Genomic DNA, 16,173 nt, shown 5'->3' on the forward strand with positions numbered 1-16,173 from the left:
CCACCTGGACGATTTTATCGGCACATCTAATAAAGCTATTTATATATAAGCTCATTATATGCTCTTAGAATTTTTCCGCTAGCTACAGAAATCGTTGCGTAAATAATGGCTAATATAAAGGTATAGCAAATGGCGCTTAAAAAGCCATGTCCTAATGCCATAGTAACCAGGCTATATAATAATGGCCACGTCATGATCATAGTACTGTACACCCAGGTGCTCCCATAGATTGCCTGTTCGACCAACGCTATGGCTAGCCATCCACACGCGGCCATGGCTCCAAGGATTACTCCCGCCAGCAACGATGGCGGGATGCGGGTCCACTCCGATTTATCTTCCTGTCGACCTTCGGCTAGAATGCCAATTATGGCAACCACAAATATCGAGACAGTAAAGATTAGGGCTTCAAGCATGACATCAATGCCTAACAACCCTATATTCTGCAATACGAACACCCCCAACATGAAATCGAGAAGGGATATCAATACCAGTAAAATTCCGCCAGATACGCCTGCAAATATGACATTCAAATATTGATTCCTGGTCAAGTTAGCCGCCCTCCCACGTTTATCGGTACGTATTGGCCATCTCTAAATACGCCCAACTGGCACTTTACTGGAATAGGCCCGGCTACCCCTGATGGTATGGCTTCGATAACGCTCACACGATACCTGCTACCATATATTCCGCGGAACCTGCCCTCAAAAGCTGTGAACTCTAGGCTAAACCCGATCGTCTCGTTTTTATCCTTTTTAGGAGCTATATTTTGATCAACATAAACATATGACGTATAAGCATTCGAACCATTATATCCATCCAGGAAAATTGTATAATTCGACAGGGGTACATTAGATATGGGGGTTAATGTATCATTGACCGGATTCTTAATGTTTTCTGGCCCGTTAAGGCGTTTCGAAAAACGCGCATTTATATCTGTAAGATTTCTATCCATCGATTGAAATCCAAGCATGTATCCTTCTTTACTGACAATGATCATCGATTTCCACCCATCGAATTCTCGATATTGCAGTTCATCATCCGTGAATACCCGTTTCCCATCTTTCATCGGCATTGGCACGAGAATATCATTCGCCAATCCTCCACTATAATTGCTTAAACCCCTCACCATTATTTTATAATCATACGAAGCGGGCTCGTTTTCAACATACCAGGGAATTATCGACATAAACGCCATAAAAAATATGGCACAAGCTAAGACCCCCGGTAAAATAAAAAATATCGTCTTCCTTAACTTATATTTCCTTATAAGATAAAATAGCATTAAAATTAGTATAACCAATCCAAGCATCATCGCCAGTGTAATAATACTTGTCAAATAATTAATAAACCACACAACGCTTAAGCAAACGATGAACACGGCGAATACTAGCAGAGAAGATAATATTAAGTCCACATTCAATTTTTTTATCTTGTTGCCCATCATGTCAACTCACCCAAAATAAAAATGTATGCGTAAAATGCATCCAATTATTTAGTTACCTCCTTACGTAGTCCACCAGACCCATATCATATCGGATTGCATGGAGCAGCACTGTTCGAGTATCACTAATTACTGTAGCATCATTCCCCCAATCTCCACCCTGTGAAATCTTTGAGTCGATGTAACCAAAGTATTGCGTAGATACAGATGCTAAATTATCCACTGATGCCTTAGGATCACTAACGTAGTAATAGTACCAGTTGTTGTTAACATCATTGCAGTAAGCTATCCCAGATGTCCAGTTGCCACTTACATAATTCTCATAATCAATATGGTGTAACTGATACTCTAATGGTTTAGTATGCCATGGGTTAGCGATATCAGACATGTAGTGCATCGATACTGATAGGTCAGTGTATCCGCCTATAGGATCACTTTGATTCTTTATCTTATCCCTGGCGCTATCGGCGAATAATTTACATTTATCACCTGCCCCACCCCAAGAATAATGCTGCCATTGCTGCCATATTCCCCATGTATCAGGGTCACTGGCATGATTGTAGAGAATGTCGTAATACCCAGTACCCCATTTAATTCCCGCAGTCTGTGCCAGGTCTGAATGGACATTTCCATTCCACAAGACGCCAACTTCCCTTTCATCTATTCCATAGTAATCGAACACTATTGTCGCCACTTTAACGATTACTTCTTGTTTTTCTGACGCGGGCAGAATAGACTCGCCTGACCATATATCTTCTAAATTTTTCATCAGTTCAGTTTTCTCTTTATTAGTCAAGTTACTTGCTTTAATTGCTTCAAAGACAAAATTCACTTGTTCCTTTGTTGGCCCAGTATCATTTATTTGCTTTGCATCTTTAACAATAGGCTCAAACATCATAATTGGCATATTCGTTTGCTCTATCACCTTAAAGGCAAGCGCAGGCACGAATGCAGTATTCGTGATCGTTACCAGTACGAACAATGCTCCTATTACCATACTTTTTCGATTTGCAATACGCATTTTAAATCCTCCGCGAGTTATTTTTACTCGTATTTCTACGGAGGCAGAATGGTGTAAGCTTATATAATCGAAAAGCTTATACCATTTTGCCTTTATTGGCCATGTGGCCCGGCCATCTGACTGGGGCGAGCCGAGCCACATGCAACCCTCTCGCGCCTTTTCAAGCGCTTACCAGGCAATATGTTAACTTATGATTACTTAAGTCTTATCTCACAATCTGTTAACTGTCAGCCTTCATTCTCTCTTTCTTTCCTTTATTGCCCACCCAGATACTGCTCGCCAACCTTCTCACCGACCTTCCGGAGATGACTATAGCAGCGGATTCGGTGGATAAGGAGCTCATGGACCGGCCGAGGCGGTGGAGTATTGACTTTATAAAGAGGTTCATGATAGCCTTCGGCCTGCTAAGCTCCATATTCGATTTTATGACGTTCGGCGTTCTCATATTGCTTTTGCATGCCTCTGAGACCGGGTTCAGGACTGGCTGGTTCGTGGAGTCGGTGGTCTCGGCCGCCATGATAGTGCTCGTCATAAGGACCCGTAAGCCGTTCTTCAGGAGCATGCCAGCCGCCATTCTGGCCATGACCACGCTAATCGTCGTATGCCTGGTCATCGCCCTGCCATATACGCCTCTTGCGCCGTTCTTCAGGTCCCAGCCGCTACCTGTGGAATTCCTGCTGGCGCTGGCCATCATCCTGGCGCTATACGTCGCCACGGCCGAAATAGCCAAAAAGATGTTCTATAAAGTGGTGAACTTTTAAGCTTAAACGTGCTTTTGCGCCAGGTACTTCTCGCTCACGCCCAGCATGTCCATCCCCAGGGCTATAAATGCGTTCGTGAATATGTACGAGTTAAGCTCAGAGATGGACGGCCTCGTCTGGACGGACTTGGCCGCCAGTATCTTGCTGGCCTCCTTCTCCCGGTACATGTCCATGTCCTCCTGGGAGATGGGCACGAACATTATGTTCTTCGTATAGCCCCAGGATTCCATGAGGCCGGTAAGCTTTGAGCTTTTATTTACCGTGATGGGGAAGATGTCGGCGCCCCTGAGCTTCGCCTTTATGGCGCCCTCGATGATCTCACGCGTATTGCCGCTGCCAGTGATGGGCAGATAGGCGTCTCCACGGAGGAAAGCCGGGGTGGTCGGGCCGTCCCGCATGAACACGTTCCGGCCGAGGTGGGTGAGCCTCATGCCGAAGGCGTTCGCCACGAACCCGGACCTGCTCACCCCATCCACTACATAGTTGCCGCGGCGGTTCAGAACTTTATCGGACCACTCGTCCAGGTGCGCCGGGTCTATGTCCATGAGAAGCCCCGCGTTCTTAGCAATATGCTCCAGCGTACTATAGTATTTATCAGCGTCCTTGCCCGGGTCATGGTGGTATAGCTCGGGGATGATGGCGTTCAATAGCACGCACAGCTTAAGCTCGAACTCGGAGCCAAGGGCGGCAAGGTTTTTATTGCTTATGCCCTTGAGGGGCTCGATGTCGAATATGAAGCCGTTATCATACTCCGAGACCATTGAGTATGCCCGCGAGTTAACGTTGGCCGTGATCAGCACTACGGGCACGTTGAGCTTGAAGGCGTCCTCGAGGTACCTCAGCACGCCCTTGGTCTCGCCCGAGCCGGTGGCCGCTATCACGAGGTTCTCCTTGCCGGGGTCGATGTACCGCCTGATGGGGTCGTCCAGGGTGACGGGGTAAATATTCTCATACTTGACCGACTGCTGCAGAAAGTCGTATAGCGCTAGCGCGCTCCTGCCCTCTGCTATTCCATATATCACTTTAGTGCGGCCCGTCTCGTCCAGGATGAAGCCCGCCAATAGGTTGATGAGCTCGAGTATCTTCTCCTTCTTGATCTCTTCAAGCTGCTTTATGAATTGCTGTTGTATCTTTACAGACCCGTAGAATGAATCTATAGAGGACATCGTATGCTATTATGCTGATTTCCTATAAAAAGCTAATATCTTTATGTTTGTAATATTAAATGTATTGTCCTGATGATGTGAATGGACGATAAGGTTGCGGTCATAGGGTGCGGCCTCGCCGGTTGCGGGGTCGCAACAATACTCAAGGAGTCATTTTCGAATATGCCCTCTGCCCCGGCGTTTTTGGTGGCAGTGGACGATGATGAGGAGGCATTGGGCGCCGCAGGGGCTGACATTAAGGCTAAGCCCGGTGAAGCCCTTGACCTGAGCGGCTTTTCAATCGTATTTTTCGTGCTAAACCCCTCGGAGGAGGATGCACTCTCATGGGGGCGGGGCCTATCCTCAAAGGCTTCGGAGAAAAAAGCGTTCACTTTCGGGTTTTTAATCAAGCCCTCCGGCGGGTGGCCAGTGGAGGATAGGCAGGCTTACGGCTCTTTTGACGCGGCCGCGCTGATAGATGAGGGCTGGGTGCTCCAGCAAAGGAAAGGAAAAGACGCCGAGTATGCGATGCGCATCGCCTTAAACTTTATAGCCCATACCATTACTTTCATGTCGGCCGCGCTCCAGGATGGAAAGCTGGGGAGGGATGCGTTGTGGAATGCGACACATGGCAGGGTCGCACGGTTCGCCGCCACCTCCACGTCCCAGCCCGAGACGCTCTACGGCATGTCCATGAGCAGCATTGATAGGTCGACGGTCAGGTCAGCGATGCTCTTCATGCCGGAGGACACCGATAACGTGATGGCAAGGCGCATCTTTTTGTACGTGGCCAAGGGCCTGCCCCGGAGCGTCGAGATGGTGGCGATGCGTATTAAATACGTGGAGCCTTTCCGGATCGTCGCCCTCCTGGCATCTTAAAGTCACCCAACGCGGCCTACGCGCACGAGCGACCGAACGGCCACGGATCCGATGCTTTCGATGCCCTTCTTATCGATGATGACCGCCATGGCGACCGCCTCGCCGCCGCTGTCCTGGATCAGCTTAACGGTCTCCTCAGCAGTGCTACCAGTAGTTATGACGTCATCGATGATGACGCATCGCTTGCCACGCACGCTCGAGTAGTTCTCGCTAAACGTGGCCTTCGTCTCCTTCTGGTCCTTGCCCTCCTCGTACCGGTGCTTGCCAGGATGTACGACGGCCAGCTCCACTCCATACTGGTATGCGACGATGTTCGCCAGGGGCACCCCGCTAAGGGCGACGCCTACGACCACGTCGACGTTAGTGTCCAGCTCGTTGAGCGTCTCCTCGACCATGTCAGCCATGCAGGTCGCGATGAGCATGAGCCTGCTCGAGCTCTTGCCAATCATGCTCCAGTCAACGAAGATGTCTTCCGGGGCCTTGACGCCGCTCTCCCTTTTGGCGCGGGTGAGAAGCCATGTCGCCGTCTCCCTCGATATGTTAAGCTCATCGGCGATCTCGCCCGACCTTAAGCCCCGGTTCCTGAGCTCGATCGCCTTATCGATTAAATCGTTAATATTTCTCATCCGGTTTACCTCTTGATGGACCGCTTCCTCAGCTTCAGTGGGGACCCGCAGACTTTGCAAACATCGCCCTCACTATATGTTCGGTTGCACCCCATGCAACGTTTTTCCCACACGATTTTATACTTTATCCGCTTTTGATGCAGCGGTATAAAGTCGAGGCCCATTTTCCGCGCGACGTTCTGTACGGCGTAGTCGTCAGAAAGGATTGCCACGTCTTTCCCGGAGCCTTTTTCTTCGAGCGCCAGCGCCAGCAGGTCGACGTCTGGCTGCGAGAGGCGCAGGACGTCCCCCGTATCCTGGGCGGCGTTCTTGACCTCGCTTACGTATATGGCATCTGGCTCCCTGACCGTGAGCCCTGTGAGCACTTCAAGCTTGAGGCGTGATGCCTCATCCTTAACTTCTTCGTATACCCTGGGGGGCGTCAGCAATTCTCCACGCGGAAATATCCCGTATATGAACGCCGACGCGTCCAGCACGTAAGTTTCTGGCATTTATATCCAGTAAAACGTCCATGATTATAAATATAGGTGTTCGCCTGTTTTTTGCACGTAATGGCAATATAAAATGAAAATACTATGCGTATGCCGATTTTATCTGAACTGGTGAGGGACACATTCATATATCATTAAGTTGTATTAATTTGGATGGTTTTGAGCGAGGCTAAAAAATGGAAGAAGGCCAGATACAGCCGCCTGAAAAGTACTATATTTTAACCCTTGAGCAGTATGAATCGCTGCTCAAAGGCGAAAAGATAAGGGATTGCTACAGCGCATTACAGTACCTGGCCAGGAGTGAGCGCTTCAAGGATAAGAAGATAGTGGTGCGGACCAACCTCGCCGAGCAGATCAGGGCTCGCTATAAGGTCACGAAGCGGGCCTTCTACGCCGCCAACCGCTTCGTGGAGTTTACCGCCCAGACGACGCTGGACATTAGCGGCACATGATTATTGTTTATCCTCTAGTGACCTTGCATAGCCTATCGACCTGCACATCTGGCCCGTGCTGGTCTTGACTATATCGACTTTCACATGGCCATCGCGCACCTCGAGCATCGCCATCGTTGGGTCTGCCATCCTGGGAAAGATTGGGCTGCCCGGGCATAGTAAAAGCACGTCTGTCTGGTCGATGACCGGGCTATGTATGTGGCCGTAGATGAGAACGCTCACGCCCATCTCCAGCGCCAGGTAGCGCATGTTTGTGATATCAGTGCCGTGGCGGCCCTTGTGGATGACGCCTATCCTCACGCCTTCCGCCTCGAAGGACGCGCTTTCCGGCAGCGTGGCCTTGAGGTCTTCATCGTCGCTATTTCCGTAGACTGCCACCAGCCTTTTTGCGCTTTCCTTCACGGATTCATACGCCTCGCTCGTTATGAAGTCGCCCGCGTGCACCGCTAAGTCTGCTTCCTTGATTACGTCTAACAGTTCCTGGGGCATCTTTACGCGAAGGTGCGTGTCTGCTAGGACGGCTATTTTCATCCTTTATCAATAAGATGGGGTCATAATAATAATTTTTCGGCAGACACGTAAAGGCTATTCGAGATGCATCCTGGTTGGCGGCGCCCCACACTTTGGGCATTTCCTGGGACGGCAGGAGCCATTATGGGTAAAAGCGCTACACCCTGGCTTACACAAAAATCTATGTTCATAACCGCATGACTCACAAACCCACTTCGGCATAATACAGACTCAACCACAATACAATAAATAAGTTTTCGTTCGTAGGCTGACAAACGAAATTCTCCGCCAATGAGGCCAAAATTACTTTCGCCATGCATATCTCACGTTAAAATATCAAAACATATATCCTATGAATAACAACGTTCTCTTAACATGCCGCCAGCCTATGAAAAGTTCTTCCCGAAGCCATCCTTTTACCCAAACCAGAAAGAGGCCATGGACAGGATATATGAGGCGCTATCAGCGGGCAGGCTAGTACTCTTCGAGGGCGCCTGCGGCACGGGCAAGACGCTTTCTGCGCTGGTGCCTTCGCTCGCCATCGCCCGAGAAAAAAATAAAAAGGTTATAATAGCCACAAACGTCCATCAGCAGATGGAGCAGTTCATCGAAGAGGCCCGGGAGATAAAGGCCATCGCCGACATAAGGGTTGCCGTGCTCAAGGGCAAGGTGCACATGTGCCCCATGGAGAAAGACTTCGACGAGTGCAGCCTCCTTAGAGAGAACACATATGAGCTGCTTGAGCTTGAGAGGGACATCTTTAAGCTGAAGGAGCGGGCGAGGGCGGCCGTGAAAAGGGCGCGGGAGGACGGCAGCTTCGCGGACCTGCGCCAGAGCATAGCGAGCGAGGTCATGGCAGAGCAGGACAGGGCGGCACAGCTTAAGAAGCGTTCCTGCCCTTACCTTATGGCAGTGCTTAAAGAGGATAACGCCTCATTCAGGGAATGGCTGTTCAGCGGGGTGCGCAGCCCGGACGACATCGCCGCGGAGGCGCTGAAGAAGGGCCAGTGCGGCTATGAGCTGCTCAAGCGCCACCTTAAGGAGGCGGAGCTTATCATATGCAACTACCATCACATCCTGGACGCGGACATCCAGGCCCGGCTGCTCTCCTGGATGGGCTGCACGCTGTCGGATGTCATCCTCATCTTTGACGAGGCCCATAACCTGGAGGCGCAGGCCAGGGTGCACTCGTCACTGACCCTTTCCGAGCACACCGTGGAGCGCTCCATCATGGAGGCTGCGGCCAGCCAGAGCGATTCAAAAGAAGACCTGGAATATTTTTTGACGCTTCTGCTTAATACCATCAGGGCCGCTTATAGCTCGAGGCTCGGGTTTGGGGAGGCTGAGCGCCTCACGCAGTCGTGGACGGACATCACGATACGTGACCCGCACGGTGGAGACGACCTTCTGATGCAAAAGCTTAAAAGCGACTTAAAGGAGCGGGGCATCGACCTGCTAGAGGTGCTGGGCGAGGCCATAAACGTTGGATTGGACATAGACGAGGCATACGAAAAGGAGTATAAGGATGGCAGGAGCGAGACGAGAAGGCGCTCCTCGCTTCTTGACGTCGGGAAGTTCATGCTCTTTTATGCCAGGAATTCTGATAATGTGGACTATTATCCGGTGCTAAACGTCCGCCGAAGCAGGGAGGGAGAGGTGTATGGCCGCATAGAGCTTTATAGCTGTATACCCACGGACGTGACCAGGCCGATAATGGATGGGGCATATTCTGTAATCCTCATGTCAGCCACCCTGAAGCCGTTCGACATGGTTCGGTCCACGCTAGGGATAGTGCGGGAGACGGTGGAGCTCAGCTTTGGCACAACTTTCCCCCCGGAGAGGCGCAGGACGCTTGCCGTTGACGTGCAGCCGCAGTTCGCAAAGGACCGGCATATGCCAGATACGGTAAAGACTCTCGTCGGGCTGCTCGAGGACATCATAAGCGGCTCCGAGGGCAATGTCCTCATCTTTTTCCCAAGCGCTGCGGAGGCGGAGCGCTATAGCAGGCTCATCAAGGTAGACGTGCCGGTGTTTTTGGATGAAGCCGGCGTCCCCGCCCAAAACGCGAAGAACGAGTTCTTTAAGCATGGGGATAAGGGCGGGAAGGCAGTGTTGCTCACCTATCTATGGGGCACTTTGACTGAAGGGGTGGACTACAAGTTTGATAGGTGCCGTACCGTGGCCATAGTCGGCGTCGGCTTCCCCTCGCTTAATGACCGCATGGAAGCGGTCCAGAACGCCTATGACGCGAAGTTTGGCCCGGGGAAAGGCTGGGAGTACGGCGTTTTATACCCCACTATACGCCGTATCCGGCAGGCCAACGGGCGCGTGGTCCGCTCCCCCGAAGACTATGGCATACGCATCCTTATCGACCACCGCTACACCCAGCAATCGGTCAAGGACATGAAGCGCTACTCAATCTACGCCCAGTTCCCTGAGGATGAGCGCAGCGAGTTCCATGACATAAAGCCGGAGAAGGTCAAGTATTCCATGATGAACTTCTTTATGGATATTAAAAGGATGGACGAGAAGCCTAAGGAGAAAAAAGCAAAGGCTTAATGGATAATGGCTAACATATTAATTGTGGCATACATATGGCGGAAATAGGTCTCATAAAGCGCTCGCTGGCAGAGCTTATAGGCACGTACGCTCTCGTGTTCCTGGGAACGGGGGCGGTGGTAACGGCAGCGTTGCTCGTACAGGGGCAGGCGCCCATCGCCGGCAATTCTTTTAATGTCGGCTTCGGTATGGCCGAATGGCTGGCGATAGGCCTGGCGTTCGGCGTCGCAATCGTGATCATGGCTTACACCATAGGGCACATATCGGGCACGCACATCAACCCCGCGGTAAGCATAGCGTTATGGGCTACCGGCCGGTTTCCGGCGAAGGACGCCATAGCCTATATAGTCGCACAGCTTATCGGGGCCTCGCTGGCGTCGCTGAGCGTGGCGGCGATATGGGGCATGCGTGCAGTCGATGTCGGCCTTGGCGCTACCACGATGGGGTTCGGCGTCACGTACTGGCAGGCCATCCTGAGCGAAGCCGTGGCCACTTTCTTCCTGATGCTGGCCGTGATGGGCACGGCCGTTGACAGGAGGGCGCCGGCAGGATGGGCGGGAGTGGCCATTGGCTCGACGGTTGCCATGTCAATCGTTGCGACGGGTAACGTAACCGGCGGCTCGCTGAACCCGGCCCGTACTTTCGGCCCATACCTGCTAGATTGGCTGATGGGCGGGGCGAACAACTGGTCGCAGCTCCCCATATACGTCATCGGCCCCGTGATTGGCGCGATGGTAGCTGCATTCCTGTACAGCTATATCGCTGGCCTGAAGGCTGAGAAGCCCGCTTCTGAGGCAACTGCGAAAAAGTGAGCATCTTCCTCAGTTAGGCATATATACACCCTCGTGTATCTATACTCCAGCCAATTCAGACTATCGTTTTAGGCTAGTGTGAAACGTCCCTTCCAGGACGGTGCCCGTGTGGGCACGGCTACGCCTCATTAGAGGCGAAACGCGGTCGTGGCCTTTATGGCCACCCTTAACACTACAGAGGAGATTTAAATGGCGAGAAAAGCAGCGAAGAAGGTCGACGCGTTCAGGGCTAAAAACTGGTACCAGGTATTCGCGCCGGCCGAGTTCAACCGGGTTAACATAGGCGAGACCCTCGCGGACGAGCCCGAGAAGATGATAGGCAGGGTTATGGAGTCCACGCTGGGCGACATAACCGGCGACTGGGCGAAGCAGAACACCAAGATGCTCTTCAGGATTGAAGAGGTCGGGGGGAATAGCGCGTACACGTCTTTCATCGGCCATGAGATGACTAAGGACTATATGAGGTCTCTGGTCAAGCGCCGTACCACGAAGATCGACGCGAACCTGGTCGTGACCACCAAGGACGGCTACAAGCTCCGTCTTAAGCCCCTGGTTTTCACTGTGAAGCGGGCGAGGACGTCTCAGATTGAGAGCATTCGGAAGGTCATGGTGGAGGTTGTAGAGAACCGCTCGAAGGAGCTTACCTTTAACGAGCTCGTCTCGGACGTGGTGAATGGCAAGATAGCGGCTGATATCTATAAGGCTACTAAGAATATTTACCCGTTGAGGAGGGTTGAGGTGGCTAAGTCTGAGGTCGTGTTTAGGCCTGCCGTTGCTGCCGCTGCCCCTTCCGCTGCGCCTGCGCCGAGTGAGCAGCCCGCCTCTTCTCCCCCTGCGCCGCCAGCGCCATCTCAGTAATGTAATTTGTGCCCCCTATTGTGGGGGTTCTTTCTTTTTCTTTTGTCTGGATTTTTAACAATGCAGCCGCATACTATTCCGAATAAAGTATATTACCCCATGCCTATAGTGAAAAGCCGGGTCGCACGGATAAAGCCAGGGGGGGAATCGACCCCTGCAAAAGGAACATGGAATCCCACCGTAAGGAAGCCATAGTTTTTATACGCTTTTTATGCGCGGGCGATAATTTTAATATATATGAATGGCACAATAATGTGAGCCGGGCCTGTGGTCTAGTTGGTTATGACGTCGCCTTCACACGGCGGAGATCAGGGGTTCGAATCCCTTCGGGCCCATCCCCTTTTGATTAACGGCGTTAAGTCATCATTTATATATACTTTAAAATCTACTATCTATGTTAAGGAACGCAGGCGGCGAGCGCGCTCGCCTGGGCGGATTTTATCTGGAGGGATGGCAGTGGACATACTGGACGAGTTGGGCCAAAAGGAGATTTCTGTCCAGGAATTACTGGATGAGATGAGATACGTGAAAGGCTATTCCAGCATCTTGAGCCCGCTGACCGATGAATACGTCAGGACTCATAATAGGACTTTTTTCTATGATGGCGATATCTTCGAGTACCAGGTGGGCACGAGCCGTGTGGTCAAGGCGGTGGTGGATGGAAGCTCTTTTGAGGTGAAGAAGGATGGAGTCGTGTATAAGGGCGATAAGGCCCGTGCCCTCTTTAAGGACGACTCTGATTTCAAGAAGTGGAAGAAGACCTGGGATGGCGACAAAAATATGCTGATAAGGGACGCTTGCGCCAGGCTCGAGATATACCAGTATAATCATGTATACGTTCTTAAGGAGCTTCAGTTGCCGAAGGAGTATAAGTTCTGTACCATTCAGGAGCTGATGGCTTTCCTGAGGTCCAGGGAGTTCGAGGCCGTACAGGCACGCTACCTGCCGCCGAAGGATGGGGCTAAAAAATAGGGGATTTCTTTCAGACCCCTCATGGGAAACTATTTTTAGCCTGACCTGCCTTGTTAGACTTCGATGGACGCGATCATACTAGTAGGCCTAATGGCCGGGGCGCTCACTACGAGTAGCTCTATACCCCAGGCCGTCAGGATATTACGGACAAAATCGGCGAGGGACGTTTCGGCCCTATTCTTCATGCTCATGTCGGCGGGCATGTGCCTCTGGCTTGTCTACGGCGTGGCCCGCGCTGACGTGGCCATCGTACTCTGGAACACGGTCAGCCTTGGCCTCTGTATCCTTATTTTGGCGTTGAAGCGTGCCTATGGCTGAACGATAGCGTTTTTATGATATGGTGGATAATGGATTATGCCTCTTTCCCTTAGCGGGCCGCTGAACTTTATGGCATTGCCGTCCTTTTCATGGTCACGATGTAAGAATGATACCTTAATCGCTTGATTTCGGGGCGGCTTTCGACCGCCAGCCATTTAATTAGGGGTGGCTATCGTATGCCCTCTGGTCTTTAAGGCCGCACAGGCTTTAGCGCCCGTGCAAAATGCCAGTATCAATAAAAATGTGGCCACATATAACCAGGGCTGCTCTATGCTCGCCATGCCGGCTGACATGAAGGCGATGTAGGCGACGCTGGCGAGCATTATCAATAAGTTTGGCCCGCCAAATATGCCTAAAGTGTGCTTCTTATCCGACATGGGGTATAAGAGCGGTATGCCCGGATAGGCGAGGTAGTCGGCTGATATATGCGTCAGGAGTGAATATGTACAGGCGTGCGTCCTTATCAGAGAAAAGGCTAAAAAGGATATCCAGGTCCGGCCTTCCTATGAGCGAGAGGAGGGTTGCGATGATGAGGTACATGCGTAAATGAGTCCACGCATGTAGTGTTTTATCATAAGGCATAAAAATATTGGGCTCAAGCCAGGAAAGCCTTAATATTGGCTTGCCATATTGCTTAGATGACATGCATCTTATCATTACCGAGAAGCACGACGCCGCCAGCAAGATAGCCAGCATACTGTTCCAGGATTGCGTGGCCAGCAGGGTGAACGGCGTACCAGTCTACAGGTCAAATAAGGCGGATGCAGCCGTGATAGGGCTTGCAGGCCACGTCGTGGAACTGGACTTTCCTCCAGAGTATGGCCGCTGGACGGCCCATCCTCCCTCCGCGCTCATCGCCGCGCCCGTCATTACCGTGCCCACTAAAAAGGATATCATAGGTGCCCTTGAGTCTCTGGCCCCTTCCGCCACGAGGGTGACCATCGCCACCGACTATGACCGCGAGGGAGAGCTGATAGGAGTGGAGGCTTACAATATAGTAAGGCGGCTATCTAAGGCGCCATTCGATAGGGTGCGCTATAGCTCGTTCGCCAGGCAGGAGATCCTGGGGGCGTTCTCGAAGCCCACATCGCTTGACTTTAGCCTCGCCGCCGCCGGGGAGTGCCGCCAGGAGATCGACCTGGTATGGGGCGCTGCTTTGACGAGGTTCGTGTCGCTGGCGGGCAACAGGGCGGGTAAGGACTTTCTCTCGGTAGGCCGGGTTCAGACTCCGCTATTGGCCATCATCGTGGACCGGGAAAAGGAGATACAGGCATTCGTGTCGAAGCCTTACTGGGAGCTAGCCGCTGTGCTGCTGAAGGGAGCCGAAGCCTTCATGGCCAGGCACAAGAAGGGGCGTTTTGATAATAAGGAGGAGGCCATGGCCATCTATAAAAAACTGGGGAAGGCGGCCACGGTGAAGAGCATCCTCCGGGAAAGTAAAAAAGAGCCCGCGCCCACACCTTTTAGCACGACAGAGCTTCTGAAGGCAGCCTCTGCTATTGGATTTAGCGCTGCGGGTGCCATGCAGGCTGCCGAGGAGCTTTACATCAATGGGCGGATATCGTACCCTCGTACCGATAATACTGTATACCCCCCTACGCTGGACCTGCGGCAGGCCGTAGGATTGTTCAAGGCAAGCCCCGAGTTTGCCCAAAGCGCTCTCGAATTGCTCGCCCAGAGAAGCCTCGTGCCAACGAAAGGTAAGGTCGAGAGCAAGGACCATCCGCCCATCTATCCGGTGGCCTGCGCTTCAAAGGCTCAGATGGACGAGCGCCACTGGAAGCTGTATGAGCTTGTCGTGAGGCGCTTCTTTGCAACGCTTTCGCCGCCATGCGAGTGGGATGTCGTGAGGGCCGAGGTGGATATAAGCGGGGAGCCATTCTCGGCAGACGGCAAACGCCTGTCCGCTCCAGGATGGAGGAAGCACTATCCATACGGCATGCCGAAGGAAGAGGTCCTGCCCCCATTGAGCGTGGGGGACGTGCTGGCCGTCAAGAAAATCAACCTTTTAGAGAAGAAGACCGAGCCGCCAAAACGGTACGGCCAGGGCAGGCTTATCGAGCTCATGGAAAAGCTGGGGCTGGGCACCAAGGCCACCAGGCATGAAGCCCTTAGCAAGCTATATAGCCGGGGCTACATCGAGGGTAACCCGCCTAAGCCAACGCAAACGGGAATAACGCTCATCGACGCCCTAAGGGCACACGCAAACGCCATCACCACCCCTGATATGACGGGAAAGCTGGAGAAGGACATGGACGCCATCGCCGAGAGCCGTCTGAAAAAGGATGACGTGGTACTGGAATCCAGGAAGATGCTCCGCGCCATATTTGACCAGCTTGAGCCTCGCCGCGCCGACATCGGCAAAGCTCTCAGGGCGGGCGCTGCCCTGGATAGCGATATCGGCCCATGCCCCATCTGTGGCAGCCCTCTCGTCATAAGGGAGACAAAGGCCGACAGGCGAAAGTTCATAGCCTGTAGCGGGTTCCCGGAGTGCCGTAATACATATAACATACCGCCCGGCACCCTGAAGTTCGAAAAAAAGATATGCGAAAAGCACAGGCTCCACCTGCTCAAGGTTACGCCACCCTCATCCAGGGATAAGGACGGCAAAACGATAAAGGGCAAAGCCTATGAATATGGGTGTCCGGCATGCAAAAAGGAAGCGTTTTACGCGCAGCCGACCCAAAAATAAGCATAATGCTGTAAAGGGCGTCAGCTCACGGGCGCCGGAAATACTATTACAATCACTGGCAACGGCCCTTACAACCTTGAAGCCCCTCAGGAATATGCCAGATTACCCAGTAAGCTCAACGTTAAAACGGCACATTTATGCTACCTCAGCCCTATGTGGTATGCAGGAGGCTTAAAACGTGAGAGACTGGGACGTCTGGCAAAGGCACAAGGATTATAACTCCGTCATAGCGCTGGCATGCGAGCTGCCGAAGGACATAATAGAAAAGCTTGAGGAGGCGGGCTTCATCGTGGACGATGGCAGCAGGAAGCCCGTCAAGGCCGACCAGCTATTCCTCGTACACGTCAGGGATCTGGACAAGAAGCATTACTGGAAAAAGTATGACGAGTTCAAGGCTAAGTACAATGAGGAGCCCAGGCCCGTCCACCTCGAGGAGATGCCGGAGCTCATAATCAGATTTTTGGGGAATGTCACCCCCGACCAATGCAATGCCATTACTAAGTTTACCCTTGACCTTTTAGTGAAATGATTAAAGGCTTTATGCCCTTTTCTTTTTAGCGTTGCGGCGCAAAAACTGTATTATATTTGGATTTTATGGCGTTAATATTTAAAAATATGGCACTTGTACTCATAGTT

18 protein-coding genes and 1 tRNA gene are annotated in these 16,173 nt (G+C 52.0%); 11 read left to right on the top strand and 8 right to left on the bottom strand.

What is annotated here, in order from left to right; translation table 11 throughout:
- Positions 1 to 35: 35 nt before the first annotated feature.
- From MTC_RS10860 to MTC_RS10870, 3 genes are read right to left on the bottom strand one after another with little or no spacing between them, the layout of a single operon-like run.
- Positions 36 to 548 carry a hypothetical protein gene (locus MTC_RS10860; RefSeq protein WP_014406744.1) on the bottom strand — a complete coding sequence of 171 codons (513 nt, stop codon included), beginning with the start codon at positions 546 to 548 and terminating at the stop codon, positions 36 to 38.
- The gene (locus tag MTC_RS10865; protein WP_014406745.1) at positions 545 to 1,444 is read right to left on the bottom strand and encodes a hypothetical protein; all 900 of its coding nucleotides are present in this window, start codon (positions 1,442 to 1,444) and stop codon (positions 545 to 547) included. The genes MTC_RS10860 and MTC_RS10865 overlap by 4 nt, the downstream gene beginning before the upstream one ends.
- A gap of 52 nt (positions 1,445 to 1,496) precedes the next feature.
- Positions 1,497 to 2,438, bottom strand: a complete 942-nt coding sequence (locus tag MTC_RS10870; protein WP_143767141.1) for a phospholipase C/P1 nuclease family protein — start codon at positions 2,436 to 2,438, stop codon at positions 1,497 to 1,499.
- A gap of 281 nt (positions 2,439 to 2,719) precedes the next feature.
- Here MTC_RS10870 and MTC_RS10875 point away from each other — a divergent pair, with 281 nt between their 5' ends.
- Positions 2,720 to 3,223, top strand: a complete 504-nt coding sequence (locus MTC_RS10875; protein ID WP_052322811.1) for a cation transporting ATPase C-terminal domain-containing protein — start codon at positions 2,720 to 2,722, stop codon at positions 3,221 to 3,223.
- 2 nt (positions 3,224 to 3,225) lie between these two features.
- Here MTC_RS10875 and MTC_RS10880 read toward each other — a convergent pair whose 3' ends face one another.
- A complete protein-coding gene (locus MTC_RS10880; RefSeq protein ID WP_014406747.1) occupies positions 3,226 to 4,389 on the bottom strand; it encodes a phosphoheptose isomerase family protein in 1,164 nt (387 codons plus the stop codon).
- 81 nt (positions 4,390 to 4,470) lie between these two features.
- Here MTC_RS10880 and MTC_RS10885 point away from each other — a divergent pair, with 81 nt between their 5' ends.
- Positions 4,471 to 5,247, top strand: a complete 777-nt coding sequence (locus MTC_RS10885) for a hypothetical protein (protein WP_014406748.1) — start codon at positions 4,471 to 4,473, stop codon at positions 5,245 to 5,247.
- A 2-nt stretch (positions 5,248 to 5,249) separates the two neighbouring features.
- Here MTC_RS10885 and MTC_RS10890 read toward each other — a convergent pair whose 3' ends face one another.
- Entirely contained in the window at positions 5,250 to 5,873 is a 624-nt protein-coding gene (locus MTC_RS10890; protein ID WP_014406749.1) for an orotate phosphoribosyltransferase-like protein, read from the bottom strand.
- 5 nt (positions 5,874 to 5,878) lie between these two features.
- Entirely contained in the window at positions 5,879 to 6,364 is a 486-nt protein-coding gene (locus MTC_RS10895) for an NOB1 family endonuclease (RefSeq protein ID WP_014406750.1), read from the bottom strand.
- 176 nt (positions 6,365 to 6,540) lie between these two features.
- Between MTC_RS10895 and MTC_RS10900 the strand changes: the two genes are divergently transcribed.
- Complete coding sequence (locus MTC_RS10900; protein WP_014406751.1) at positions 6,541 to 6,816, top strand: hypothetical protein; 276 nt, start codon at positions 6,541 to 6,543, stop codon at positions 6,814 to 6,816.
- Here MTC_RS10900 and MTC_RS10905 read toward each other — a convergent pair whose 3' ends face one another.
- Positions 6,817 to 7,347, bottom strand: a complete 531-nt coding sequence (locus tag MTC_RS10905; protein WP_014406752.1) for a metallophosphoesterase — start codon at positions 7,345 to 7,347, stop codon at positions 6,817 to 6,819.
- A 354-nt stretch (positions 7,348 to 7,701) separates the two neighbouring features.
- Here MTC_RS10905 and MTC_RS10910 point away from each other — a divergent pair, with 354 nt between their 5' ends.
- The 6 genes from MTC_RS10910 (at position 7,702) to MTC_RS10935 (ending at position 12,845) form a co-directional block, all read left to right on the top strand.
- Positions 7,702 to 9,885 carry an ATP-dependent DNA helicase gene (locus MTC_RS10910; protein ID WP_014406753.1) on the top strand — a complete coding sequence of 728 codons (2,184 nt, stop codon included), beginning with the start codon at positions 7,702 to 7,704 and terminating at the stop codon, positions 9,883 to 9,885.
- A 35-nt stretch (positions 9,886 to 9,920) separates the two neighbouring features.
- Positions 9,921 to 10,697: an MIP/aquaporin family protein gene (locus MTC_RS10915; RefSeq protein WP_014406754.1), complete on the top strand. Its 777-nt coding sequence runs from the start codon at positions 9,921 to 9,923 to the stop codon at positions 10,695 to 10,697.
- A 189-nt stretch (positions 10,698 to 10,886) separates the two neighbouring features.
- Positions 10,887 to 11,555 (top strand): 30S ribosomal protein S3ae, encoded by a 669-nt coding sequence (locus MTC_RS10920; RefSeq protein ID WP_014406755.1) that lies wholly within the window; start codon positions 10,887 to 10,889, stop codon positions 11,553 to 11,555.
- 261 nt (positions 11,556 to 11,816) lie between these two features.
- Positions 11,817 to 11,890: transfer RNA gene (locus MTC_RS10925), tRNA-Val, on the top strand.
- Between the two features lie 115 nt (positions 11,891 to 12,005).
- Positions 12,006 to 12,527: a hypothetical protein gene (locus tag MTC_RS10930; protein ID WP_048189372.1), complete on the top strand. Its 522-nt coding sequence runs from the start codon at positions 12,006 to 12,008 to the stop codon at positions 12,525 to 12,527.
- 63 nt (positions 12,528 to 12,590) lie between these two features.
- Entirely contained in the window at positions 12,591 to 12,845 is a 255-nt protein-coding gene (locus tag MTC_RS10935; protein WP_014406757.1) for a SemiSWEET family sugar transporter, read from the top strand.
- A 155-nt stretch (positions 12,846 to 13,000) separates the two neighbouring features.
- Here the strand turns inward: MTC_RS10935 and MTC_RS10940 are convergent, their stop codons facing one another.
- On the bottom strand, positions 13,001 to 13,222 hold the full coding sequence (locus MTC_RS10940; RefSeq protein WP_048189374.1) for a hypothetical protein: 222 nt from the start codon (positions 13,220 to 13,222) through the stop codon (positions 13,001 to 13,003).
- 266 nt (positions 13,223 to 13,488) lie between these two features.
- Here MTC_RS10940 and MTC_RS10945 point away from each other — a divergent pair, with 266 nt between their 5' ends.
- Together MTC_RS10945 and MTC_RS10950 are read left to right on the top strand one after the other, a co-directional pair.
- Entirely contained in the window at positions 13,489 to 15,537 is a 2,049-nt protein-coding gene (locus MTC_RS10945) for a DNA topoisomerase I (protein WP_048189667.1), read from the top strand.
- Positions 15,538 to 15,715: 178 nt separating this feature from the next.
- Positions 15,716 to 16,066, top strand: a complete 351-nt coding sequence (locus MTC_RS10950; protein WP_014406760.1) for a hypothetical protein — start codon at positions 15,716 to 15,718, stop codon at positions 16,064 to 16,066.
- Positions 16,067 to 16,173 lie beyond the last annotated feature (107 nt).

It is taken from the genome of Methanocella conradii HZ254, assembly GCF_000251105.1.
Lineage (GTDB): Archaea > Halobacteriota > Methanocellia > Methanocellales > Methanocellaceae > Methanocella > Methanocella conradii.